Annotated in this window: 22 protein-coding genes and 1 rRNA gene; 8 read left to right on the forward strand and 15 right to left on the reverse strand. The window is 70.2% G+C overall.

Annotated features, from left to right (window positions below; all coding sequences use genetic code 11):
- Positions 1–86: ribosomal RNA gene (rrf, locus tag ACFC1X_RS39390) — 5S ribosomal RNA — on the forward strand; the annotation flags it as partial.
- Positions 87–135: 49 nt separating this feature from the next.
- Here the strand turns inward: rrf and ACFC1X_RS39395 are convergent.
- Together ACFC1X_RS39395 and ACFC1X_RS39400 are read right to left on the reverse strand one after the other, a co-directional pair.
- On the reverse strand, positions 136–804 hold the full coding sequence (locus ACFC1X_RS39395) for a response regulator (RefSeq protein ID WP_376364130.1): 669 nt from the start codon (positions 802–804) through the stop codon (positions 136–138).
- Positions 801–2,057, reverse strand: coding sequence for a sensor histidine kinase (locus tag ACFC1X_RS39400; RefSeq protein ID WP_376364133.1), 1,257 nt, complete (start codon positions 2,055–2,057; stop codon positions 801–803). The genes ACFC1X_RS39395 and ACFC1X_RS39400 overlap by 4 nt, the downstream gene beginning before the upstream one ends.
- Positions 2,058–2,152: 95 nt before the next feature.
- Between ACFC1X_RS39400 and ACFC1X_RS39405 the strand changes: the two genes are divergently transcribed.
- Positions 2,153–2,713, forward strand: a complete 561-nt coding sequence (locus ACFC1X_RS39405) for a GNAT family N-acetyltransferase (protein ID WP_376364136.1) — start codon at positions 2,153–2,155, stop codon at positions 2,711–2,713.
- Between the two features lie 10 nt (positions 2,714–2,723).
- Here the strand turns inward: ACFC1X_RS39405 and ACFC1X_RS39410 are convergent, their stop codons facing one another.
- The 6 genes from ACFC1X_RS39410 to ACFC1X_RS39435 all read right to left on the reverse strand — a co-directional run bounded on the left by ACFC1X_RS39410 (position 2,724) and on the right by ACFC1X_RS39435 (position 9,798).
- The gene (locus ACFC1X_RS39410; protein WP_376364139.1) at positions 2,724–4,190 is read right to left on the reverse strand and encodes a type IV secretory system conjugative DNA transfer family protein; all 1,467 of its coding nucleotides are present in this window, start codon (positions 4,188–4,190) and stop codon (positions 2,724–2,726) included.
- Between the two features lie 23 nt (positions 4,191–4,213).
- The gene (locus tag ACFC1X_RS39415) at positions 4,214–5,626 is read right to left on the reverse strand and encodes an ATP-binding protein (RefSeq protein WP_376364142.1); all 1,413 of its coding nucleotides are present in this window, start codon (positions 5,624–5,626) and stop codon (positions 4,214–4,216) included.
- 12 nt (positions 5,627–5,638) lie between these two features.
- A complete protein-coding gene (locus ACFC1X_RS39420) occupies positions 5,639–7,198 on the reverse strand; it encodes an SCO6880 family protein (protein ID WP_376364145.1) in 1,560 nt (519 codons plus the stop codon).
- Positions 7,195–8,529, reverse strand: a complete 1,335-nt coding sequence (locus ACFC1X_RS39425) for a hypothetical protein (RefSeq protein ID WP_376364148.1) — start codon at positions 8,527–8,529, stop codon at positions 7,195–7,197. Before ACFC1X_RS39425 ends, ACFC1X_RS39420 begins: the two co-directional genes overlap by 4 nt.
- Complete coding sequence (locus ACFC1X_RS39430) at positions 8,519–9,322, reverse strand: hypothetical protein (RefSeq protein ID WP_376364150.1); 804 nt, start codon at positions 9,320–9,322, stop codon at positions 8,519–8,521. The genes ACFC1X_RS39425 and ACFC1X_RS39430 overlap by 11 nt, the downstream gene beginning before the upstream one ends.
- 167 nt (positions 9,323–9,489) lie before the next feature.
- Entirely contained in the window at positions 9,490–9,798 is a 309-nt protein-coding gene (locus tag ACFC1X_RS39435) for a hypothetical protein (protein ID WP_055417641.1), read from the reverse strand.
- A 417-nt stretch (positions 9,799–10,215) separates the two neighbouring features.
- Between ACFC1X_RS39435 and ACFC1X_RS39440 the strand changes: the two genes are divergently transcribed.
- Both ACFC1X_RS39440 and ACFC1X_RS39445 read left to right on the forward strand, forming a co-directional pair.
- Entirely contained in the window at positions 10,216–11,223 is a 1,008-nt protein-coding gene (locus tag ACFC1X_RS39440) for a bifunctional lytic transglycosylase/C40 family peptidase (RefSeq protein WP_234961481.1), read from the forward strand.
- A gap of 206 nt (positions 11,224–11,429) precedes the next feature.
- Entirely contained in the window at positions 11,430–12,140 is a 711-nt protein-coding gene (locus ACFC1X_RS39445; protein WP_376364154.1) for a phosphatase PAP2 family protein, read from the forward strand.
- A gap of 18 nt (positions 12,141–12,158) precedes the next feature.
- Here ACFC1X_RS39445 and ACFC1X_RS39450 read toward each other — a convergent pair whose 3' ends face one another.
- Complete coding sequence (locus ACFC1X_RS39450; RefSeq protein ID WP_376364157.1) at positions 12,159–13,724, reverse strand: FAD-binding oxidoreductase; 1,566 nt, start codon at positions 13,722–13,724, stop codon at positions 12,159–12,161.
- Between the two features lie 529 nt (positions 13,725–14,253).
- Here ACFC1X_RS39450 and ACFC1X_RS39455 point away from each other — a divergent pair.
- Together ACFC1X_RS39455 and ACFC1X_RS39460 are read left to right on the forward strand one after the other, a co-directional pair.
- On the forward strand, positions 14,254–15,159 hold the full coding sequence (locus ACFC1X_RS39455) for a hypothetical protein (RefSeq protein WP_376364160.1): 906 nt from the start codon (positions 14,254–14,256) through the stop codon (positions 15,157–15,159).
- Between the two features lie 76 nt (positions 15,160–15,235).
- Positions 15,236–15,400 (forward strand): hypothetical protein, encoded by a 165-nt coding sequence (locus tag ACFC1X_RS39460; RefSeq protein WP_376364163.1) that lies wholly within the window; start codon positions 15,236–15,238, stop codon positions 15,398–15,400.
- Here ACFC1X_RS39460 and ACFC1X_RS39465 read toward each other — a convergent pair.
- The gene (locus ACFC1X_RS39465) at positions 15,386–15,763 is read right to left on the reverse strand and encodes a metal-sensitive transcriptional regulator (protein ID WP_376364166.1); all 378 of its coding nucleotides are present in this window, start codon (positions 15,761–15,763) and stop codon (positions 15,386–15,388) included. The two genes, ACFC1X_RS39460 and ACFC1X_RS39465, sit on opposite strands and share 15 nt — an antisense overlap.
- A 239-nt stretch (positions 15,764–16,002) precedes the next feature.
- Here ACFC1X_RS39465 and ACFC1X_RS39470 point away from each other — a divergent pair, with 239 nt between their 5' ends.
- Both ACFC1X_RS39470 and pitH read left to right on the forward strand, forming a co-directional pair.
- Positions 16,003–16,623 (forward strand): DUF47 domain-containing protein, encoded by a 621-nt coding sequence (locus ACFC1X_RS39470; RefSeq protein ID WP_122621147.1) that lies wholly within the window; start codon positions 16,003–16,005, stop codon positions 16,621–16,623.
- Positions 16,624–16,630: 7 nt separating this feature from the next.
- Positions 16,631–17,629 carry a low-affinity phosphate transporter PitH gene (gene pitH, locus ACFC1X_RS39475; protein ID WP_376364169.1) on the forward strand — a complete coding sequence of 333 codons (999 nt, stop codon included), beginning with the start codon at positions 16,631–16,633 and terminating at the stop codon, positions 17,627–17,629.
- A 208-nt stretch (positions 17,630–17,837) separates the two neighbouring features.
- Here pitH and pstB read toward each other — a convergent pair whose 3' ends face one another.
- The 5 genes from pstB to ACFC1X_RS39500 all read right to left on the reverse strand — a co-directional run bounded on the left by pstB (position 17,838) and on the right by ACFC1X_RS39500 (position 22,642).
- Positions 17,838–18,614, reverse strand: a complete 777-nt coding sequence (gene pstB / locus ACFC1X_RS39480) for a phosphate ABC transporter ATP-binding protein PstB (RefSeq protein WP_122621145.1) — start codon at positions 18,612–18,614, stop codon at positions 17,838–17,840.
- A 48-nt stretch (positions 18,615–18,662) separates the two neighbouring features.
- Complete coding sequence (gene pstA, locus ACFC1X_RS39485) at positions 18,663–19,721, reverse strand: phosphate ABC transporter permease PstA (protein ID WP_376364173.1); 1,059 nt, start codon at positions 19,719–19,721, stop codon at positions 18,663–18,665.
- Positions 19,718–20,728 carry a phosphate ABC transporter permease subunit PstC gene (gene pstC, locus ACFC1X_RS39490; protein ID WP_376364176.1) on the reverse strand — a complete coding sequence of 337 codons (1,011 nt, stop codon included), beginning with the start codon at positions 20,726–20,728 and terminating at the stop codon, positions 19,718–19,720. The genes pstA and pstC overlap by 4 nt, the downstream gene beginning before the upstream one ends.
- Positions 20,729–20,852: 124 nt before the next feature.
- Positions 20,853–21,974, reverse strand: a complete 1,122-nt coding sequence (pstS, locus tag ACFC1X_RS39495) for a phosphate ABC transporter substrate-binding protein PstS (protein WP_376364179.1) — start codon at positions 21,972–21,974, stop codon at positions 20,853–20,855.
- Between the two features lie 233 nt (positions 21,975–22,207).
- Positions 22,208–22,642 (reverse strand): NUDIX hydrolase, encoded by a 435-nt coding sequence (locus ACFC1X_RS39500; protein ID WP_376364216.1) that lies wholly within the window; start codon positions 22,640–22,642, stop codon positions 22,208–22,210.
- Between the last annotated feature and the right edge of the window lie 36 nt (positions 22,643–22,678).

Here is a 22,678-nt window from a genome sequence, read left to right on the forward strand (position 1 = left end):
GTTACATTCCGAACCCGGAAGCTAAGCCTTACAGCGCCGATGGTACTGCAGGGGGGACCCTGTGGGAGAGTAGGACGCCGCCGAACAATCATTGTTGAAAGCCCCGCACCGGGAACGGTGCGGGGCTTTCTGCGTTTATGAGGGTCTCACCAGTTTCGTGTCGTAGGCCAGGATTACCGCCTGGACGCGGTCGCGGGAACCTGTTTTGGACAGGATGCGGCCCACGTGGGTTTTCACCGTCGACTCGGCCAGGTGCAGGCGCTCCGCTATCTCCGTGTTGGTCCAGCCCTGGCCCATCACCCGCAGGATCTCGGTCTCGCGGTCGGTGAGGGAGGTCAGGCGGGAATCGAGGGTGTCGTCGGGCTCGGCGGAAGCGTCCGGCAGGTGGTGGACGTAGGCGTCGAGCAGGCGGCGGGTGAGGCTGGGGGCGACCACCGCGTCGCCCGTGGCCACCGATCGGATGCCGGCGAGGAGTTCCTCGGGCTGGGCGTCCTTGACGAGGAAGCCGGACGCGCCGGCGCGCAGGCCGGAGTAGGCGTACTCGTCGAGGTCGAAGGTCGTGAGGATGAGGACCCGAGTGCGGCCGCCGGTCGCGACGATGCGGCGGGTCGCCTCGATGCCGTCCAGGCCGGGCATGCGGACGTCCATGAGGACGACGTCGGGGTGGAGTTCGGCCGTCAGGCGGACGGCCTCGGCGCCGCCCGGCGCCTCACCCACGACGGTCATGTCGTCCTGGCTCTCCAGGAGCATCCGGAAGCCGAACCGCTGCAGGGGCTGGTCGTCGGCGATGAGGACGGTGGTCACTGCGGGATTTCCTCCGGTAGGTGCAGGTGGACGCGCCAGCCGCGTTCGGGGTGCGGGCGTGGGCCCGCCTCAAGTGTGCCGCCGTACAGGGACGTTCGCTCGCGCATGCCGGGCAGGCCGCGGCCGCCGGGGCGGGCGGGTGGCGGGGCGGTCCGGCCGGTGTCGGTGACGGTGAGGGTGACGGCGCCGCCGGCCTCGTAGGAGAGGTCGATGTGTGCGGTGGCGTCGGGGCCGGCGTGCTTGAGGGTGTTGGTGAGGGCTTCCTGGATGACGCGGTAGAGCGTGAGTTGGCGGCCCTCGGGGAGCGTGGCGCGGCCGTTGATGCTCGTACCGACAGGGAGTCCGGCCCGGCGGACGCCGTCGAGGAGGCGGTCGAGGTCGGTGAGGGCGGGCTGCGGGGCGAGTTCGGCGGGGCCGTCCTGTTCGTCGTCGCGCAGGACGTCCAGCAGGCGGCGGAGTTCGGCGAGGGCCTGGCGGCTGGTGGTGCTGATGGCGTCCAGGGCCTGGGTGGCGCGCTCGGGGGACTTGGCGGCGGCATACCGTCCGCCGTCGGCGAGGCCGGTGATGACGGAGAGGTTGTGGCCGATGATGTCGTGCATCTCCCGGGCTATGCGCGTGCGTTCGGCGGCGGCGGCGAGCCGGAGCTGCTGGTCGCGTTCGGTCTCCAGGCGGTGGGCTCGGTCCTCCAGGACCTCCGTGTGGTCGCGCCGGGTCCGGGTGGTGATCGCGATGAGGGCGACTATGCCGATGGACAGGAGTATCGCCCCGACCTGCTGGTGCCAGGAGCCGTCGTCGCCGTACCGGGCGGCGGTGACGAAGGTCGGAGCGGTCACCAGAGCGGTCACCCACCACAGGGAGCGCAGGGGGCGGCGCAGGGTGATGTGGAAGACGAGGACGAGCTGGAGCAGGGCTGCCTGGAGGGTGGCGCCGGTCCAGGCGTTGACGAGGTCCACCGGGGCCATGAGGAGGAGCACGGCCGCGGGGTGGGTACGGCGCCAGAGGAGGGGGACGGAGAAGGCGAGGCTCATGGCGATGACGAGGCCGCCGGGCACGTCGAGGCTGTGGGCGTTGTGGCGCCAGCCGCCGCCGGCGTAGTCGGTCAGTGCCGCGATGACGCAGAAGGCGGTGAAGTGCAGGTCCCACACGAGCGGACGCCGTCGGTCGAAGGCGCGCAGCCGCCGGGTGACGCGCTGGACGTACTCGGTGAGGGGTTCGGCCGCTCGGTCTTCCGGGACGGGCTTCACGGGCTCCATTCGACCATGGTCGGGGGAGAGGGGGGACGGGTGCGTCCGTCCGGGGGCCGTATATGAGGTGAGGGGTGTAGTACCCGGGTATTACGGTGGCCCGCATGAGTGCCTCGGTCCCCGGTGACTACGTGATCCGCTCCATACGCGCCGACGAGTGGCCCGCCGTGAAGGAGCTGCGCCTGCGCGCGCTGCGGGATCCGCTGGCGCACCTCGCCTATCTGGAGACGTACGACGACGCGGCGGCGCGGCCGGACTCCTTCTGGCAGGAGCGGGCGGCCAAGGCCGCGGAGGGGAAGACCGAGGTGCAGCAGATCGTCGCGGTGGGGCCCGGAGGGCTGTGGCTCGGCACGCTGACGGTGCTGGTGGAGGAGGCCGGGAGGAAGGACTGGGCCGGATTCCCCGTGGAGCGGCGGCAGGGGCATGTCGTCGGTGTGTTCGTGCGGCCCGAGTGGCGGGGGAGCGGGCTGACCAAGGCGCTGTTCGCCGCCGGCCTGGAGTGGGCGTGGGCGAACGGCGCGGAGCGGGCGCGGCTCATCGTGCATCCGGACAACGGCCGGGCGCAGGGCGCCTACCGGAACGCGGGGTTCGTGGCGAGCGGGCGGACGGTGCCGCTGGTGGGCGGGCCCGGGGACCACGAGCTGGAGTTCGTGCTGGAGCGCTGACGCGGGGCCCCTACACGGGGAGTTCGTCGTGGGGCCAGCGGGCTCGGCCCTGTTCCCGGGAGCGGAGCAGGGCCAGGGTCGGCATGCCGTGGTCCGCGCCGCTGGCCAGCAGCTCCGGGAGCTGGGGAAGCGGCGCCACGGCGGCGACGTCGTCCAGGACGAGGGTGATTGGTGGGTCGAGGCGACCGGAGGATGACCGTTCGGCCATGCGCCGGCCGCGCTCGACCACGCTGGAGACGAGCGCCGTCAGCAGCGGCATCGCGCCGGGGCTCGTGCGAGGGTCCTCGATGGATTCCCCCACCACGTAAAGCGTGCCCTGTTCGTGGACGAAGGAATCCAAGGCGAGGGCATCACTTCGGTTGGGAGTGCAGGCCTCGCGGATGTTGACCGTGGAGAGGGCCGCGAGGGCCCGCGTGGTCAACTGCTGGGCCATGTCGCGGCGTTCGGGATGAGCGGTGAGGGCGCCTTCGAGTTCGCCCGCGGAGCCGGGTGCGGCCTTGGGGTGGGTACGGAGGACGCGTACGGCGTCCTGGATCTGGAGGCCCTGGGACCAGCGGTGGACGTGGCGGATGGTGCGGCCGTCGATGGCGGCGGCGTGGAGGTAGCTGCGCAGCAGGAGTTCGGCGGTGTCGCTGACGGCTTGGTCGAGGCGGGCGGTGGGGCGGATGGGGGCGAGGAGGGCGGCCGCTCTGGTCGTGGCCGTCTGTCCGTCCTCGCAGCCGGCGGTGGGGGACCAGTGGAGGCGGGCGGGGGTGTCGCAGCGGTGGGTGGGGTCGTACAGGTGGACCGGGCCGAGCTTGGCTCGGGCGTCCTTGGTGTCCGACCAGAGGGCCGGGTTGGAGGTGACTACGAGGGCTGCGCCTTCCGCGTCGCGGAGGGTCTGGGTCGCCGTTGAGTGCCGGGTGTCCGGGGGGCCGTAGTGCACCGCGCCTTCGGCGCGGTTTGTTTCCCACCCACCCACCCGTTCACCGTCGGCCACAGAAGTGAGGGGCTGTACCTCCGGGGCCGTCTGCTGCTCCGGTGCCCTGGGGACCGGTACTTCGTGCACCGGCTCCCGCGCAGGATCCGGCTCCGGCTCCCGCACGGGTGCCGCCTCCGCCTCCGCACGCCGTCGCTGTCGTACCGCCCGCCACCGGGCCACCGTGCCCATCACGAACACCGTCAGGACGACCAGCACCATCATCTGGCCGATGAACAGCCCCCAGAACAGCCCGTACCCGGAGAGTGCGCTCGCCGGGGTGTCCGGCCAGGCGCCGGGGATGTCGTGGGGCTCGGCGATCAGCTCGCGCATGGCCAGGGGGGTGCCGGCGAAGGTCACGCCCGGGGGCCAGGAGCCGTGGGCGAACAGGGCGGACAGGCCGGTGCCCGTCCACACCAGCAGGGTCATGCCGAGGAGGAAGGCGAGTATGCCGACCAGCAGGCCGTCCGGGATGCCACCCTGGGCCGGCCGCTGGTCGCGGTGGTCGTCCGGTCTCATGCGTCCGGTCCCTCCCCGTGTTCCTACGCCACCGTCGATTCGGACGAGTCGCCGATGTGCTGCTCCATGAAGGCCGCCGCCCGTTCCTCCGCCTCCAGTTCGGCGGCGCGCAGGGCGTCGTCGTTGAAGTCGGCGGAGGACTGGGTCATCGCGCGGTCGGTGAAGACCAGGGGCCGTTCGGTCTCGGTGATCAGGTGTTTGACCACCTGGACGTTGCCGTTGACGTCCCACACCGCGATGCCGGGGGTGAGGGTGGGGATGATCTCCACGGCCCAGCGTGGCAGGCCGAGGACGCGTCCCGTGGCCCGTGCCTCGTCGGCCTTCTGGGCGTAGATGGTCCGGGTGGAGGCCATCTTGAGGATGGCCGCGGCCTCTCTGGCGGCCGCGCCGTCGACGACGTCGGACAGGTGGTGGACCACCGCCACGAAGGACAGACCGAGCCGGCGCCCGAACTTGAGCAGCCGCTGGAACAGCTGTGCCACGAACGGGCTGTTGATGATGTGCCAGGCCTCCTCGACCAGGAAGATGCGCTTCTTCCGGTCGGGGCGGATCCAGGTGTGCTCCAGCCAGACGCCGACGATGGCCATGAGGATCGGCATGGCGATGGAGTTGCGGTCGATGTGGGAGAGGTCGAAGACGATCAGCGGGGCGTCGAGGTCGATGCCGACCGTCGTCGGGCCGTCGAACATGCCGCGCAGGTCACCGTCGACGAGGCGGTCGAGGACGAGGGCCACGTCCAGGCCCCAGGCCCGTACGTCGTCTATGGCGACGTTCATCGCCTCGGCGGACTCCGGCTCGGGGTGGCGGAGCCGCTCGACGATGTCGGTCAGGACCGGCTGGCGTTCGACGATGGTCTCGTTGACGTAGGCGTGCGCCACCTTGAGCGCGAAGCCGGAGCGCTCGTCGAGGCCGTGCCCCATGGCGACCTCGATGATCGTCCGGAGCAGCGCGAGCTGGCCCGTCGTCGTGATCGCCGGGTCGAGGGGGTTGAGGCGGATGCCGTGGTCCAGGGCGGCCATCGGGTCGAGGCGGATGGGAGTTATGCCCAGCTCCTCGGCGATGAGGTTCCACTCGCCGACGCCGTCCTCGCCCTGGGCGTCCAGGACGACGACCTGGCGGTCGCGGAAGCGGAGCTGGCGCAGGACGTACGTCTTCTCCAGCGCGGACTTGCCGTTGCCGGACTCCCCGAGCACCAGCCAGTGCGGGGCGGGGAGCTGCTGGCCGTAGAGCTGGAAGGGGTCGTAGATGTAGCCCTTGCCGGAGTAGACCTCGCGGCCGATGATCACGCCGGAGTCGCCGAGGCCGGGCGCGGCGGTCGGCAGGTAGACGGCCTGGGCCTGGCCCGTGGAGGTGCGGACGGGGAGGCGGGTCGTCTCCACCTTCCCGAAGAGGAAGGACGTGAAGGCGTCGGTGAGGACGGACAGCGGGTCCCGCATCTGGCTCAGCCCCTACCTTCGGATGCCGGTGGCGAACGGAAGTGTGTTCACGAAGGCGCGATGGTGCTCACGGTCGCACCACTCCAGTTTCAGGTACGACTTCCCGGCCGACGCCCTTATCGTCCGCTTGTCGCGGGCCAGGGCTTCGGGGGTGCGGGAGGAGACCGTGATGTAGCCGACCAGGTTGACGCCGGCCGCGCCGCTGGCGAGGTCCTCGCCGCGCTGGTCGAGGCGGCCGTGGGCGGCGATGTCGCGCGGGTCCACGGTCCGGTTCATCTTGGCGGCGCGGGACGCCTCGGCGTCGTCGTTGGTCTTCTCGGTCAGCATGCGTTCGATGGCAACCTCGGTGGGTTCGAGGTCCATGGTCACGGCGACGGTGCGGATGACGTCCGGGGTGTGGACGAGGAGCGGCGCGAGGAAGTTCACGCCGACCGGGGTCATCGGCCACTCCTTGATCCAGGCGGTGGCGTGGCACCAGGGCGCGCGGGTGGAGGACTCGCGGGTCTTGGCCTGGAGGTAGGTGGGCTCCATGGCGTCCAGCTCGGCCGGCCAGGCGTTGCGCTTGGTCATCGCCTGGATGTGGTCGATGGGGTGGTCCGGGTCGTACATGGCGTGCACGAGGGAGGCGAGCCGGCCCTGGCCCAGCGGTTGGCGTACGCGGATGTCGGCTTCCTGGAGGCGGGAGCAGATGTCGGTCAGCTCGCGCGCCATCACGACCGCGAGGCCGGCGTCCCGGTCCAGCTTGCGCCCGTTCTGCGGGCGGGCGGCGCGGGCCATGGCGTTGGCCTCGGCGGCCAGGTCGCGGTTGTAGTGCATGCAGGCGATGAGGTACGCGCGGTGCTGCTCGCTGCTGGTGGACACCATCGACTGGAGCTGGTCGTACGACTGCTGCAGCCAGGGCAGCGACTTGGCGTCGCCGCGCTGGGAGACGTCCTTGGCGTGCGCGTCGGGGTCGGCCGGGAGGGTGCGGGCCAGCATCTGGATGCGGGTGACGAAGCCGTCGCCGTTGGCCACGTGCTTGAGCAGGGTGCCGAAGCGGTCGACGAGGGCTTCCTGGTCCTCGGAGTCGCGCAGGCCGACGCCGGGGCCCTCGATCTCGATGGCGGCGGTGACGGTCTTGCGGTCGGCGTGCAGCAGTACGGCGATCTCGTCGGGGCCGAAGGGCGCCGCCAGCCAGCTGATGCGGCCGATGCCGGGCGGCGGGCCGACCTCGACCTCACGCCCGTCGGCCCGGGTGCCGGCCTCGATGGCGCCGGAGCGGTAGGTGGTGCCGTTGCGCAGCGTCCGCTTGAAGCTGCGGTTGATCTCGAACCACTTGTAGAACGTCCGGTGCTTGTACGGCACGTAGACGGCCGCCAGCGCGAGCATCGGGAAGCCGCAGAGCAGCACGATGCGCAGGGAGAGGACGGGGACGAGGAGCCCGCACATCATGCCGAGGAAGGCGCCCACGACGATCAGCGCGATCTCACCGGTCTCGCGGTTGCGGCCGACGATCGCGTTCGGCCGGGCCCGGCCGATCAGATACGTACGGCGGGGCGTGACCGGATGGGACACGTGGGACTCGGTCGTCAACGCCCGTCACCTCCTGTGCTCTTGCTGTTGCGGGTGTTGCTGGCGTGGGGCGTGTTCACCGGGCTGCCGGAGCGCGGTGCGGGTGCGGCGGAGGGGACATTTCCGCCGCCGCCGTTCGAGGGGCGCGAGCTGTGCGCGGCGACTCCGCCGGAGGCGGGGTTCGAGGGGCGGGCGGCCGAGGAGGACGAGGACTGGCCGCCTCCGTCGCCGTTGTTGCGGGCGCTGTGGGTTCTGATGCCCTGGGCGACGAGGTTCGCCGGGGAGCTGATCACCGCGGCGGCCTTGCCTTCGGCGCCCTGCATGATGCGGTTGTTGCGGCCGTTCGCGATCTCGTCGCCGAAGCCGGGGACGAAGCGGTAGATCATCGCCGAGGCGAAGATCGCGAGCAGGATGATGGCGAGGCCGGAGACGACGGCCGAGAAGGCGTCGGGTCCGTCGTCGGCCGACAGGGCGCCGGCCAGCCCGAGGACGATGACGATGACGGGCTTGACGAGGATCACGGCGATCATGATCCCTGCCCAGCGGCGGACGTGGCCCCACAGGTTCTTGTCGACCAGGCCGGCGTAGACGACGGTGCCGAGCAGGGCGCCTACGTAGAGCAGGGCGGCGCGGATGACGAGTTCCAGCCAGAGGACGCCGGCGGCGAGGATCGACACCAGGGAGACGACGATCAGCATGATCGGTCCGCCGCCGATGTCCTCGCCCTTCTCCAGGGCGCCGGAGAACGTGCCGAAGAAGGTGTCCGTCTGCTCGCCGGTGGCCTTGGCGAGGACGTCCGTGACGCCGTCGGTGGCGGAGACGACCGTGTAGAGGATCAGCGGCGTGAACGCCGACGCGAGGACGGTGAGCCAGAGGAACCCGATCGCCTCGGAGAGCGCGGTGGTGAGCGGGACGCCGCGCACGGCTCGCTTGGCGACGGCCAGCAGCCACAGGAGGAGCGTGAGGATCGTCGACGCCGCGAAGACGACGGCGTACTGCTGGAGGAACGTGGGGTTCGTGAAGTCGACGTTGGCGGTGTCCTGCACGGCGGCGCTGAGCTTGTCGACGGTCCAGGAGGCGGCCTTGGCGCAGCCCTTGGCGAGGGAGGAGAGGGGGTCGAGGGTGGCGGTGGGGCTGTAGTCGCCTCCACCGGCACCTCCGGTGGACCCGCCGCCTTCGCCTCGTTGGCAGTAGTCCTTGGCGGGGCCCACGATGAGGTCGCAGTTGTCGTCCGACGGGGTCGGCGAGGGTGTGGGTGCGGCGACGGCGCGGGTGGCGAGCAGTACGGCCGTGGCCTGTACGGCGGTCAGCGCGGCGGCGACCTTGAGTACGCGGCGCGGGTTAGCGGGCATACGTGAACCCTCCGTACTCCTGGACGGCCTTGGACATCTCGTCGGCGCTGGAAGCCTTGTTGTCTCCGGGGACCGGCGCGGGGCCGTCCTTCTGGGAGAAGGACTCGACCTTCCAGTCGCCGTCCGCCCAGCGCAGCTGCAGGGTCATGGTGAACCAGTCGCTGCTGACGGGGTTGGTGGTCTTCTCGCCCGCTGTGCCGAACACCCCGGTGCACCAGACCTCCACGGTCGTGGAGGCATCGGTGGACTGGGTGACCTTGGTGCCGATCGGCATGGTGCGCGAGACGTAGGTGCTGCCACGCGTGGCGTTGCCGTTCGCGTCCAGGCCGATGGAGCTGAGGAACTGCTTGCTGTAGGCCTTGTCGAACTTGTCTCCGAGCGCGGCCTGCTTGTCGGCCACGAAGACCTGCCGCACGATCTCGTCACGCCGGGCCGGCTTGAGGATGTCGGCGGAGACGAGAGCGACCGCGTAGTTCGCCGCCGCGCTCTGCGCGCCCTGGTCGTCGTGGGCGAAGCCCGATTGGACCGGCTGGGTCCCGGTCGGGGCCGTTGACGAGGCTTTCGGGTTGCTTGCCGCCGCGTCGTCGTCCGGGGATGCGGAATCGTCTCCTCCACGGTTCGCGAAGGCGATCGCCGCGATGAGGAGGACGACGACGCCGACCACCGTGACCAGGCTCCGTGAGGACGAGCGGCCGCCGCGCCGCGGCCCCCCGTCCGCGTCGGGCAGTCTGGTCCGTGTCTGACCGGTGCCGCCGTAACCGCCGGAGGACTGGTGGTCGTCTCCGAGACTCATGCCGCGTACGCCCCCTCGACGTCGTGCCTGCCGTAGAAGTACGACGGTAGCCGTGCTGGTTCCCGCGCGGGCGCGGTGTGGTGACTCGACATCAGGGAAACGCAACCTCAGCCGGTTGGCACGACGGGCGGGTGGGATGGGGGAGACAGGGACCGTGGGGTGCCGGGCTACACGGCCATCCCGTACACGATGGTGAAGAGGGTGCCGAGCGAGCCGATGATGAACACGCCCGTCAGCCCGGCAATGATGAGGCCCTTGCCCTGCTCCGCGCTGAAGGTGTCGCGCAGCGCGGTGGCGCCGATGCGCTGTTTGGCGGCGCCCCAGATGGCGATGCCGAGGCAGAGCAGAATGGCGACGGCCATCACCACCTCGATCATGATCTTGGCCTCGTTGCCCAGGCTGCCGAAGGGGCCCCAGTCCGGAGCGATCCCCCCGATGATGGTGTTGATGTCTCCCTCGTCGGCCGCAAAGAGCATGTAAGTCACCGCCCCTGTTGGGTAGTTCCGCGCCCTCTGCGGACGTGCAGAGGTCAGGCCTCATTGTCGCCGACAATGCCGCCGTCGTATGTCGACTTGGCGTCATTGATTGGCGGGTTTCGTACGAATAGCTTGCCACCGCCTCACGCCGGGTGCTCAGGGAGGCGCGTGACGGAGTACGAAGTGTCGTATCGTCACTCTGTGTATCACGGCAGGTCACGAGGGGCAACGATGCGTGAGCGAAACCTGCCGGGTGGTTCGGTCGTTAGACCCTTTCAGGCCGTTTTCGAGTCCTGGTGGCGGATTCTGACGGGTGGTCGGGTGAAGGGCCGTGTTGGTGTTCGTTCGGTGACGGCCGCCGTACGGGTGTCGCCTCTACACTGAGCCGGGCGGCGACTCCTGGACGGCGAGGGGCGGTTGACGGTGCGTAAGGCATGGATCGCGGGGACCGTGGTCGTCGGGTCCGGGCTCTCCTTCGTGATGCTGCTCGTCGTGGGCGTCTACCTGGTCGCCGGGGACCTCGCGGGAGGTGCCGGCGGAGGGACGAAGAAGCTTGCCAAGGGGTCGGTGCCCGCGGCCTATCAGCCGCTCGTGCAGAAGTGGGGCAATCTCTGTCCCGCCATCAACCCGGCGCTGCTCGCCGCCCAGCTCTACCAGGAGAGCGGCTTCAACCCGAAGGCGCAGAGCCACGCGGCGGCGCAGGGCATAGCGCAGTTCATCCCCGGGACGTGGGCGACCCACGGCATCGACGGGGACGGGGACGGCGACCGGGACGTGTGGGATCCCAACGACGCGATCCCGTCGGCCGCCTCGTACGACTGCTCCCTCGCGTCGTACGTGAAGGACGTGCCCGGGAATCCGACCGAGAACATGCTGGCCTCCTACAACGCGGGGGCCTACGCGGTGATCAAGTACCAGGGTGTCCCGCCGTACAAGGAGACCCGGAACTATGTGAAGGTGATCACCACCCTGGAGAAGAGCTTCGCGGCGCCCCAGACGCGGGTGGATCCGTCGGAGCAGGCCGCCGGGGCCATCGCGTACGCGCAGAAGAAGCTCGGCACGCTCTATCTCTGGGGCGGGAACGGGACGCCCGAGCAGGGCGGGCGGTTCGACTGTTCGGGGCTGACCAAGGCGGCGTACGAGAGCGTCGGGATCAAGTTGCCGCGCGTCGCGAATGATCAGTACAACGCCGGGCCGCATCCCTCGCGGGACGAGCTGCTCCCCGGTGACCTGGTGTTTTTCTCGGACGATCTCACCAACTCCCGGGCCATCCGGCATGTGGGGATCTACGTCGGCGGCGGCTACATGATCGACGCGCCCCGCACGGGTGCTGTGATCCGGTTCGACCCGATCGACACCCCCGACTACTTCGGGGCCACGCGGGTGACCGAGGATGGCGCGAAAGCGCTGCCCACCACGGTGTGAATGCGAGGGTTTGAACCCAGCGTGAAACCCTGCCCTGAGCTGCGGCGACGTGTTTCTCTTCGATAACGTCTGCGTGATCATTCAGTGGAGTGTGGAACGTATCAACGGGGGTCGTGCGTTCCTGTGTGCGTGTAGGTGACCACGGGGGTGGCGGAAGAGGCGCGCGTTCGGCGCGCCGGAGGACATGACGAAGGGGCCGCAGCACCATGGCTGGACTCGCCGAATCCGGGTCGAACCCCGACGTCGAGCTGCTCTACGACATCAATGGCCTGGCCAAGGACGCGCCGCACTGGTTCGACCGGGTCATGGAGTTCGTCGGTGAGTACGGACTGCTGTTCGCGATCGTGCTGCTGGTGCTCTGGTGCTGGTGGGGTGTGCGGCGGCGCGGCGGTGAGGACGCGGCCTCGAACGTGGCGGCCCTCGTGTGGGCGCCGCTCGCGGCCGGGGTCGCTGTGCTCGTCAACGTGCCGATACGGGGTTTCGTGGAGCGGCCCCGGCCCTTCAAGTCCCATGAGGGGCTCGAAGTGCTCGTCGAGGGGAAGAACGACTTCTCGTTCGTGAGTGACCACGCCACGCTCTGCATGGCGCTGGCCGTCGCCCTGTTCGTGGCCCACCGCAAGTTCGGGATCGCCGCGATCGTGCTCGCGCTGTTCGGCGGCTTCGCCCGGGTCTACATGGGTGTGCACTACCCGACGGACGTCGTGGGCGGCTTCGCCCTCGGCACGGCCGTCGCGCTGCTGCTGTCGCCGGTCGCCATGGCCCTGCTCACACCGCTGACCCGCGCGATCGAGCGGTCGCCCCGGGTGGGGTGGCTGGTCAGCGCGCGCGGCCCGGAGGGTGCGGCCGGACGCGATGCCGTGATCCCCGGGGCGCGCAAGGAGAGCGCCGGGGCGGGCGAGCGGGATCTCGCCGCCTAGGGCGTACGCGGGCGCCTGCTACAGCGCCTGGGGGTTGTTGAAGACGCGGTCCGGGTCGTACTGGTGCTTGAGTTTCGCCAGGCGCGGGGCCGCGTCCGCGTAGTAGGCCTTCCGCCAGTCCGTCAGGGTCGGGTCCGTGTAGTTCTGGTAGGCGGCGCCCGAGGCGTACGGGCGCATCGACTTGTGGGCGGAGGCCAGCCAGGACTGGGCGTCCGTGCCGCTCGTGCCCGGCCGCCACGAGACGAGGTACTGGGCCAGCGTCCGGGAGCGGCGGTGCACGAACGCGGTCGCCGTGGGGGAGACGCGGTTCACCGCGCCGCCGAGTGCGGTGAAGGCGATGCTGCCGGCGCCGCCGCGCACCGAGGTGAGGCGGGAGAGCAGGGCGCGGATGCCGTCCGCCGGGATCGAGCGGTCGAAGAAGTCCGAGCGGGCCGCGTACGTCTCGCGGCCGAGTCTCCCCTCGGGCGAGCGGCCCGGGGTGGAGCCCGGGAGGTGGCAGCGGGCGTCGGTGGAGAACGACGAGCAGCCCGCGTACATCTCCATCGACTCCGCGTACGAACGCCGCTTGAGGTACACCTTGCTCGCGGGCGAGCCGATGCGGCCGGCCAGGCGGTCCACGGCGTTCTGCAGTTCTCGGTAGCCGCCCAGGGAGAAGGCGGCGACCGAGACGGTGGGCGTGCGGCCGTGGGCGGCGGCCAGGTGGAGGGACGACCAGATCTCGTCGGGCTGGTCCGGCCCCCACTCCTGCCAGGCGCGGACGACCGCGGCCGCCCTGCGCCAGGGCCAGGTCAGGTACGCCGTCACCGCCCGGGGGGCCGGGTGGGTGCGGAACTGGAACTCGGTGACGATGCCGAAGTTGGCGTTGCCCGCGCCGCGCAGGGCCCAGAACAGGTCCTTGTGGTCGTTCTTCGCGTCGGCGGTGATCTGCTTGCCGTCCGCCGTGATCAGGGTGGCCCGGGTGAGGCTGTCGCAGGTCAGGCCGTAGGCGCGGGAGACGACGCCGTGGCCGCCGCCGAGGGTGAGGCCGGAGATGCCGACGGTGGGGCAGGAGCCGGCGGGGATGGTGACGCCCTTCGCGGAGAGGGCGCGGTATACGTCGATGAGCTTGGCGCCGGCGCCGACGGTGGCCTCGTTGCCGCTCGCCCGGACGCGGTTGAGCTTCGAGACGTCGATGATCAGACGGCCGTCGCCGGAGGACCAGCCCGCGTAGGAGTGGCCGCCGTTGCGGATGGCCACGGGGACGTGGTGGGCGCGGGCGTAGGAGAGGGCCGTGCGGATGTCGTCGGGGTGGGCGGCGTAGGCGACGGCGGTCGGTTTGAGGGTGTCGAAGCGGGTGTTGTAGAGGCGGTGGGCCGATTGCCAGGCGCGGTCGCCGGGGCGTAGCAGGGGGCCGTCCAGGGATTTGGCCAGGGCTGTCCAGGAGGCGGGGGTGGGGGTGCGGGTGGAGGTTGCGGTGTGGGTGAGGCGGGGGGTGGTGGTCTCGGGGTTCTTCGCCGGGCCGGGATCCGTGCCTGTGCAGGCCGAGGCCGTGGTTGTGGTGAGGGCGGCGGCTGCCGAGCCGCCTAGGAATGTGCGCCGGTGCATGTCGCCTCCGCGTCCCGTGGGGGGGGGTCTTGGGAGGAGACGGGGGTGTGGGGGTGGGGGTTCCACGAGTGGGCCTGGTGGGTGGTCCGGCGTGGCGGTGGGCCAGGGGTGGGTGGTCCGGCGTGGCGGTGGGCCGGGGGGTGGGTGTCGCGGGCCGGCGCTTGCCGGGTGCCGCTCTCTTTGGGACGGGCGCCGCCCCAGCGGCACGACTGCCCGCAGCTCAGCGGGATGGGAGGGCTGGTGGCGCCCTAGCGGCGCGGTTGCCCGCAGCTACGGCTGTGTGTGGGTCTTTGCGTCTGTGCGGGCCTGGCTTCTGGCTCTTCGGGCCGGGCCTCGCCAGCCGCAGGTGCAGCGGGCCAGGCAGAAGGGGCCCTGTTCGACCGTCGTCGTCAGGTGTTCCGGGGCGTCCCCGGGGGCTTCGATGCCGTCCTGTTGCGCCACGCCCGCAACGTTACCGGGGTCGCCTGCCCCTCGTTAACCGGGACGGCAGGGGGTCCGGAACGGGCGGGACGGCTTGGGGCAGGTGGCGATGGTCGGGTGGGAGAGGGAGCGGCGGGGCAGGACGAGGGCCGGCGGTGGGCTCGCCGTGGCCGGGGGTGTCGTCTGCGTGTGTCTGACCGGTGCCGCGTGCTCCGGGCCGGGGTCCACCGCGCAGGGGGCGGAGGGCGGTGATCCGGTGGCCGTGCTGCACCAGGCCGCCGACCGGCTGGTGGCCGCCGGGAGCGCCAAGGCGCGCACCGCGATGGAGATGGCCAGCGGCGGGACGCGGGTGACCATCCGCGGCGAGGGTGTGTACGACTTCGAGGAGCGGCTCGGGCGGCTGAAGGTGCGGCTGCCGCAGGATCCGGCGGGGGCGAGTGGGCATCGGCCGATCACCGAACTGCTCGCGCCGGGGGCCTTGTTCATGAAGAACCGGGGCGCCGGCGTGCCCGACGACAAGTGGGTGCGGGTCGACACCGCCTCGCTGTCCGACGGGAACCTGGTGACCGGCGGGGCGACGGACCCCTTCGCCGCCGCCGAGGTGCTGCGCGGCACGCACCGGGCGACGTTCGTGGAGCGCACCGAGGTGGCGGGGACCGCGGTGCGGCACTACCGGGGGACCGCCGATCTCGCGCGGGCGGCACGCGGTGCCTCGGACGGCAACAAGAAGGCGCTGGCCGCGGCGGCCGAAGGGTTCGCCACCGCCGAGGTGCCGTTCGACGCCTACCTCGACGACGAGGGGCGCATCCGCAAGCTCCGGCAGCGCTTCAGCTTCGTCAACGGGCGGGAGGAGGGCACCGTGGCCGTCGCCTCGACCACGCTGCTCTTCGGCTTCGGCACCGCCGTCCGCGTACGGCTGCCCGAGGAGCGGGACATCTACGCCGGCCGGATCGAGGCGGAGCCCGGTGAGGCGGCCGCCGGGGCCGAGGGCGAGGCGGCGGACGGCAAGAACTAGCCCTTCCGTGCCATGCGCGGTGCGTAGGCCGCTCCCTACTCTAGGAAGTCGGTGACGGCAGAGACGAGGTGACGGTGTGGCTCCGGTCGGCGGCACGGCGGTTCAGGACCACGTGGCCCTCGCCGAGATCGAGCTGTGCGGTGAGCTGATCATCGCGGCGTCGGCCGCCCGGGAGCGGCTCAGCCTGGAGAGCATCGACGAGGTGCTGCGGGTCACGGAGGAGCGGTCACGTGCGCAGTAGCCGGCCGATCGCTTTCGTCGCCTCTTCCACCTTCGCGTCGATCTCGGCGCCGCCCTTGACGGCCGCGTCGGCGACGCAGTGGCGCAGATGCTCCTCCAGGAGCTGCAGCGCGAAGGACTGGAGGGCCTTCGTCGAGGCCGAGACCTGGGTGAGTATGTCGATGCAGTAGACGTCCTCGTCGACCATGCGCTGCAGGCCGCGGATCTGGCCCTCGATGCGGCGCAGGCGCTTGAGGTGTTCGTCCTTCTGCTTGTGGTAGCCGTGCACGCCGCGGTCGTGGTCGGTCACGATGTCCGTGCCGTCCGTCTCCACCTGTTCCACGGCGGTGGAGGACGCACCCGCGCCGGCCTCGGTGGTCGTCATCGCGTCCTCCTGCTGGATTCGGGGGGTTCAGGGGATTCGGGGGATTGCAGACATATACCCCTGACGGGTATATGGTAACGAACTTTCCTGGGTATGGGGCCCTTGGCGGAGCGGCCGACGTCGCCCCCCTGCTCATCACTCTGCCTGATGGGCGACACTGGGGGACGGCCCGTTAGCCGTGGCCGGATGATGCGCCTAGCATCAGCCTGACCGAAACCCATGCACCCCGAGGACCCCACGTGCGCTTTCGTCTGACCCCCAGGGAGACGAGCTTCTACGACATGTTCGCCGCCTCCGCGGACAACATCGTCACGGGCTCCAAGCTCCTGATGGAACTGCTCGGGGCGGACGCATCCGCCCGGGCCGAGATCGCAGAGCGTATGCGGGCCGCCGAACACGCGGGTGACGACGCCACGCACGCGATCTTCCACCAGCTGAACTCCTCGTTCATCACGCCCTTCGACCGCGAGGACATCTACAACCTCGCGTCCTCCCTCGACGACATCATGGACTTCATGGAGGAGGCCGTCGACCTGGTCGTCCTCTACAACGTCGAGGAGCTGCCCAAGGGCGTCGAGCAGCAGATCGAGGTGCTGGCGCGGGCCGCCGAGCTGACCGCCGAGGCCATGCCGAACCTGCGCACCATGGACAACCTCACCGAGTACTGGATCGAGGTCAACCGCCTGGAGAACCAGGCCGACCAGATCCACCGCAAGCTGCTCGCCCACCTCTTCAACGGCACCTACGAGGCAATAGAGGTGCTGAAGCTCAAGCAGATCGTGGATGTGCTGGAGGAAGCGGCCGACGCCTTCGAGCACGTGGCGAACACGGTGGAGACCATCGCCGTCAAGGAGTCCTGACCCCTTCATGGACACCTTCGCTCTGGTCGTGACCATCGGGGTCGCGCTCTTCTTCACGTACACCAACGGCTTCCACGACTCGGCGAACGCGATCGCGACGTCCGTGTCGACGCGTGCGCTGACGCCCCGGGCGGCGCTCGCGATGGCCGCCGTCATGAACCTCGCCGGCGCGTTCATGGGCTCCGGGGTCGCCAAGACCGTCAGCGAGGGGCTGATCGAGACGCCCGAGGGCTCGAAGGGGATGGGGATCCTCTTCGCGGCGCTCGTGGGCGCGATCGTCTGGAACCTCATCACCTGGTACTTCGGTCTGCCGTCCTCGTCCTCGCACGCGCTGTTCGGCGGCATGGTCGGAGCCGCGCTCGCCGGGAGTACGACCGTGTACTGGCACGGGGTCGTCGACAAGATCGTCATCCCCATGTTCCTGTCGCCGGTCATCGGCCTGGTCTCCGGCTATCTGGTGATGACCGCGATCATGTGGATGTTCCGGCGGTCCAACCCGCACAAGGCGAAGCGCGGTTTTCGTATCGCGCAGACGGTGTCGGCGGCGGGCATGGCGCTGGGGCACGGTCTGCAGGACGCCCAGAAGACGATGGGCATCGTGGTGATGGCGCTGGTCATCGCCGATGTCGAGGACTACGGCGACCCGATCCCGGTGTGGGTGAAGATCGCCTGCGCGCTGATGCTGTCCGCGGGGACGTACGCCGGTGGCTGGCGGATCATGCGGACGCTGGGTCGGAAGATCATCGAGCTGGATCCGCCGCAGGGGTTCGCCGCGGAGACGACCGGCGCGTCGATCATGTTCGGGTCGGCGTTCCTGTTCCACGCGCCGATCTCCACGACGCATGTCATCACCTCGTCGATCATGGGTGTCGGGGCCACGAAGCGGGTGAACGCCGTGCGGTGGGGGGTTGCGCGCAACATCATCATGGGGTGGTTCATCACGATGCCGGCGGCTGCGGTGGTGGCCGCGGTGTCGTTCTGGCTGATCAATCTGGCGTTTCTGTAGGGCGTGACCCGGCGTGGGTGGCGCCCGGGGGTGGGTGTCGCGAGCCGGCGCTGGCCGGGTGCCGCTCTCTTTGGGACGGGTGCCGCCCCAGCGGCACGACTGCCCGCAGCTATGCGCGTAAGAGGGCCCGCCCCCGTTGTCGGGGGCGGGCCCTTGTGCTCCTCGCGGTGGCACCGCCATGCAGCACCGCGAGGGGATCGGGAGGTGTCTAGCCGAAGCGGCCGGAGATGTAGTCCTCCGTGGCCTGGACCGACGGGTTGGAGAAGATGCGCTCCGTGTCGTCGATCTCGATCAGCTTGCCGGGCTGGCCGACGGCCGCCAGGTTGAAGAACGCCGTGCGGTCGGAGACACGCGCCGCCTGCTGCATGTTGTGCGTCACGATGACGATCGTGAAGCGCTCCTTCAGCTCGCCGATCAGGTCCTCGATCGCGAGGGTGGAGATCGGGTCGAGGGCGGAGCAGGGCTCGTCCATGAGCAGGACGTTCGGCTCGACGGCGATCGCCCGCGCGATGCACAGGCGCTGCTGCTGGCCGCCGGAGAGCCCGGAGCCCGGCTTGTTCAGGCGGTCCTTGACCTCGTTCCAGAGGTTGGCGCCCCGCAGGGACTTCTCGACGACGTCGTCCAGCTGGGACTTCTTGTACTTGCCGTTCAGGCGCAGGCCCGCCGCCACGTTGTCGTAGACCGACATGGTCGGGAACGGGTTCGGGCGCTGGAAGACCATGCCGACCTCGCGGCGCACGGCGACCGGGTCGATGCCGGTGCCGTAGAGGTTCTCGTCGTCCAGCATGACCTTGCCGTCCACCCGGCCGCCCGGGGTGACCTCGTGCATGCGGTTGAGCGTGCGCAGGAAGGTGGACTTGCCGCAGCCGGAGGGGCCGATGAAGGCCGTCACGGAGCGGGGCTCGACGGTCATCGAGATGTCCTCGATGGCCAGGAAGGAGCTGTAGTACGCGTTGAGGCCGCTGACATCGATGCGCTTGGCCATGGGAATCACTGCTTCTTTCGGGTCGCTGACTGTTTCGCCTTGGCCGCGTCAGCGACCGGAGTTCGGTGCCTTCCAGCGCGCGATGCCGCGGGCCGCAAGGTTGAGGATCATGATGAACGCGATGAGCGTCAGGGCCGCCGCCCAGGCACGGTCGTAGGCCGGGTCGGAGCCCGCGGTGTACTGGAGGTAGATGTACATCGGCAGCGACTCCTGCGGATCCTGGAACGGGTTCGCGTTGATGAAGTCGGTGCCCCAGACCAGCAGCAGCACGGGGGCCGTCTCGCCGGTGATGCGGGCGACGGCCAGCATGACGCCGGTGACGATGCCGCCGATCGACGTCGGCAGGACCACCTTGAGGATCGTGCGCCACTTCGGCACGCCCAGGGCCAGCGACGCCTCGCGCAGCTCGTTCGGGACGAGCTTGAGCATCTCCTCGGTGGACCGGACGACCACCGGGATCATCAGGATGCACAGGGCCAGCGAACCGGCGACGCCGGACGGGCCCATGCCGAGGATCAGGACCCACAGGCTGAGGACGAACAGACCCGCGACGATCGACGGGATGCCCGTCATGACGTCGACGAAGAAGGTGACGGCCTTGGCGAGCCGGCCGCGCCCGTACTCGACCAGGTAGATCGCGGTGAGCACACCGATCGGCACGGAGAACAGGGTGGCGAGGCCGACCTGCTCCAGGGTGCCGAGGATGGCGTGGTAGATGCCGCCGCCCGGCTCGCTGTCGGCGACCACGCCCATCGAGTGGGTCAGGAAGTAGCCGTCGAGGACCTTCACGCCCTGCTGCACGGTCTCCCAGATCAGGGAGAACAGCGGGATCAGCGCCATCAGGAACGCGACCCAGACCATGCTGGTCGCCACCCGGTCCTTGGCCTGGCGCACGCCCTCGACACGCGCCGAGATGGCGTACGTGCCGGCGACGAAGAGCACCGCGGCGATCAGGGCCCACTGGATGCTGCTGTTCAGCCCGGCCGCGGCGCTGATGCCCAGGCCGGCGAGGACCGAGCCGCCCGCGACCGCCCAGGGGAACCATTTGGGCAGGGTCGCGCCGCGCAGCGAACCGCGGCTCTTGGGGGTAAGGGTTGCGTGGCTCATGCGTTGGCCCCCGAGTACTCCTTGCGGCGGGCGATGATCATGCGGGCCGCGCCGTTGACCACCAGGGTGATGACGAAGAGCACCAGACCGGAGGCGATCAGCGCGTCCCTGCCCATCACGGTCGCCTCGTTGAACTTGCTGGCGATGTTCTGCGCGAAGGTGCCGCCGCCCGGGTCGAGCAGGCTGGGGCTGATGTCGAAGGTCGGCGAGAGGACCATCGCGACGGCCATCGTCTCGCCGAGCGCGCGGCCGAGGCCGAGCATCGAGGCGGAGATGACGCCGGAGCGGCCGAAGGGGATCACCGACATCCGGATGACCTCCCAGCGCGTGGCGCCGAGGGCCAGGGCGGCCTCCTCGTGCATGCGCGGGACCTGCCGGAAGACCTCACGGCTGACGTTGGTGATGATCGGCAGGATCATGATCGCGAGCAGGATGCCCACGGTGAACAGCGAGCGCGGCGCGCCGCCGTTCCACTCCAGGATCCCGGTCCAGCCGAGGTACTGGTCCAGCCAGCCGTAGAGCCCGTTCAGGTGCGGCACGAGGACGAGCGCGCCCCACAGGCCGTAGACGATCGAGGGCACGGCGGCGAGCAGGTCGATCACGTACGCGATCGGGCCGCCCAGCTTGCGCGGCGCGTAGTGCGTGATGAACAGGGCGATGCCGACCGCGATCGGGACCGCGATGAGCATGGCGATGATCGACGACACGACGGTGCCGAAGGCCAGGACCGCGATGCCGAACTCGGCCGGGACGCCGCTCGGGTTCCACTCGAAGGTGGTGAAGAAGTTGGCCTCGTCCTTGCTGATCGCGAGGGTGGCGCGGTAGGTGAGGAAGGCCGCGATGGCGGCCATGATGACCAGCACCAGGATGCCGGACCCGCGGGAGAGCCCGAGGAAGATCCGGTCGCCGGGGCGGGTGGCGCCGCGGGCGGCGCGCTTGTCCCCGGGGGTGGTGGGCGGGGGCGTGGGGGAGGGTGTCGGCTTCTGGGTGTCCGTAGTTATGTCCATCGGGTTCTCCGGTCTGCGGAGCCGTCGTACGCGGCGGCTCGGGCGGAGCCCCGTGGGGGCTCCTGGCGGCGGTGCACCGGACGGTGCGGCCCGGCCCCCGGGTGGGGACCGGACCGCACTCGGGTCAGCTCAGGCCCGAGATGGTCTCGCGGACCTTGGTGATGATCTCGGTGGGCATCGGGGCGTAGCCGGCGTCCGCCAGCAGGCCCTGGCCGTCCTCCGAGGCGACGTAGTTCAGGAAGGACTTGGTGGCGGGCAGGGTCTCCGCCTTGTTGCCCTTGTCGCAGGCGATCTCGTACGTCACCAGGACGATCGGATAGGCGCCCTCGGCGTCCGGGGTGTAGTCCAGCTCCAGCGCGAGGTCCTTGCCGGTGCCGACGACCTTGGCCGCGCCGATGGCGGCGGTGGCGTTCTCGACGGTGGCCTTGACCGGCTCGGCGGCGGCGGTCTTGACGTCGACGGTCTTGATGCCGTCCTTGGCGTAGGACAGCTCGAAGTACGAGATGGCGCCGGAGGTCTGCTTCACCTGCGCGGCCAGGCCGGAGGAGCCCTGCGCGGACTGGCCGCCCTTGGCCTCCCAGGACTTGCCGCCCTCGTACTTCCAGTCCTTGGGCGCGGCGGCCTTCAGGTACTTGGTGAAGTTGTCCGTGGTGCCGGACTCGTCCGAGCGGTGGAACGCCTGGATCTTCAGGTCGGGCAGCTTGGCGTCGGGGTTGAGCTTGGCGATCGCCGGGTCGTTCCAGTTGGTGATCTTGCTGTCGAAGATCTGGGCGAGCGTCGCGGCGTCCAGGTTGAGGGTGTCGACGCCGGGGACGTTGAAGCCGACCGCGATCGGGCCGCCGACCATCGGCAGGTTGATGGCCTGGCCGTCCTTGCAGACCTTCTTGGAGGCCTCGACCTCTTCGGGCTTCAGCGCGGAGTCCGAACCGGCGAACGAGGTCTGGCCCTGCGTGAACGCGGTGATGCCCGCGCCGGAGCCGGTCGGGTTGTAGTTGATCTGCACGTTCTTGCAGGCGGCGACGTACTGCTTGACCCAGGCGTCGATCGCGTTCTTCTGGGCGGAGGAGCCGGAGGCCTGGAGCTGGCCCTTGGCGTCCTGGCACTTGATGTTGCTGGCGGCGTTGCTCTCCCCGCCACTGCTGTTGCCGCCGGTGTCGTCGGAGCCGCACGCCGTGAGGGCCAGGGCGCCGGAGACGGCGAGAGCACCGAGAGCGAGGGCCCGCCGGTTCATGCGCTGAAGCTTCACTTGAGGGAGTTCCTTCCAGGAGCCGCCGTCCTGAATCCGGCGGCGTGCGAGGACTGCGATACAGGCTTTGTGCTGCGGGGTCGTGCGGGCTTAGGGATACGGACGCGTTTTCGGGATGCGACCCGTATCGGCTAAGGCCGAAATTAGGCAGAACAGGTGAAGCCGCCGATGGGCGTAAATGAACGCGGGGTGAACCCCTGTGGACGGTGCGGTGAGGTCACGGAACGCTTACGTCAAGGACACGGAGTGGTCCCGGGCGGACGGGTCGCCAGGAGGGCGTCCACGAGGGTCCGGTCGCGGGGCTGGGTGAGCCGGGCGCGGGCGGCCGCGGGCTCCAGCCACAGGATGCGGTCGACCTCGTCGGACGGCGCGAAGGCGCCGGTGGTGGCCGTCGCCGCCCAGTACCGGACCTCTTTGGGGCGGCCGTTCGCCAGGTAGCGCACCGTGGGCAGCTCGACGCCCGGCCGGGCGGCGTACCCGGTCTCCTCCGCGACCTCGCGCAGGGCGGCGGCGAGGGGGTCCTCGCCGCGCTTGAGCTTGCCCTTCGGGTGCGACCAGTCGTCGTACTTCGGGCGGTGGACGAGGCACAGCTCCAGGGTGGAGGGGTGTTCGGGGGCGGAGCGCCACAGGACGCAGCCGGCCGCCTGGACGGTGTCTGCGGGGGTCACCACTGGGTGCTCGCGCCTCCTGTCCCGGGTTCTGAC

This window comes from Streptomyces sp. NPDC056128 (assembly GCF_042263835.1).
Classification (GTDB): Bacteria; Actinomycetota; Actinomycetes; order Streptomycetales; family Streptomycetaceae; genus Streptomyces.

Coding starts and splice junctions, on each gene's coding strand:
- ACFC1X_RS39450 (WP_376364157.1), bottom strand. CDS start 13,724: ATGCACCGGCGCACATTCCTAGGCGGCTCGGCAGCCGCCGCCCTCACC.
- ACFC1X_RS39415 (WP_376364142.1), bottom strand. CDS start 5,626: ATGCGGGACCCGCTGTCCGTCCTCACCGACGCCTTCACGTCCTTCCTC.
- ACFC1X_RS39400 (WP_376364133.1), bottom strand. CDS start 2,057: ATGGAGCCCGTGAAGCCCGTCCCGGAAGACCGAGCGGCCGAACCCCTC.
- pstC (WP_376364176.1), bottom strand. CDS start 20,728: ATGGACATAACTACGGACACCCAGAAGCCGACACCCTCCCCCACGCCC.
- ACFC1X_RS39425 (WP_376364148.1), bottom strand. CDS start 8,529: ATGCCCGCTAACCCGCGCCGCGTACTCAAGGTCGCCGCCGCGCTGACC.
- pstB (WP_122621145.1), bottom strand. CDS start 18,614: ATGGCCAAGCGCATCGATGTCAGCGGCCTCAACGCGTACTACAGCTCC.
- ACFC1X_RS39430 (WP_376364150.1), bottom strand. CDS start 9,322: ATGAGTCTCGGAGACGACCACCAGTCCTCCGGCGGTTACGGCGGCACC.
- ACFC1X_RS39405 (WP_376364136.1), top strand. CDS start 2,153: ATGAGTGCCTCGGTCCCCGGTGACTACGTGATCCGCTCCATACGCGCC.
- pstA (WP_376364173.1), bottom strand. CDS start 19,721: ATGAGCCACGCAACCCTTACCCCCAAGAGCCGCGGTTCGCTGCGCGGC.
- ACFC1X_RS39465 (WP_376364166.1), bottom strand. CDS start 15,763: ATGACGACCACCGAGGCCGGCGCGGGTGCGTCCTCCACCGCCGTGGAA.
- ACFC1X_RS39410 (WP_376364139.1), bottom strand. CDS start 4,190: ATGAGACCGGACGACCACCGCGACCAGCGGCCGGCCCAGGGTGGCATC.
- ACFC1X_RS39445 (WP_376364154.1), top strand. CDS start 11,430: ATGGCTGGACTCGCCGAATCCGGGTCGAACCCCGACGTCGAGCTGCTC.
- pitH (WP_376364169.1), top strand. CDS start 16,631: ATGGACACCTTCGCTCTGGTCGTGACCATCGGGGTCGCGCTCTTCTTC.
- ACFC1X_RS39435 (WP_055417641.1), bottom strand. CDS start 9,798: ATGCTCTTTGCGGCCGACGAGGGAGACATCAACACCATCATCGGGGGG.
- ACFC1X_RS39455 (WP_376364160.1), top strand. CDS start 14,254: ATGGTCGGGTGGGAGAGGGAGCGGCGGGGCAGGACGAGGGCCGGCGGT.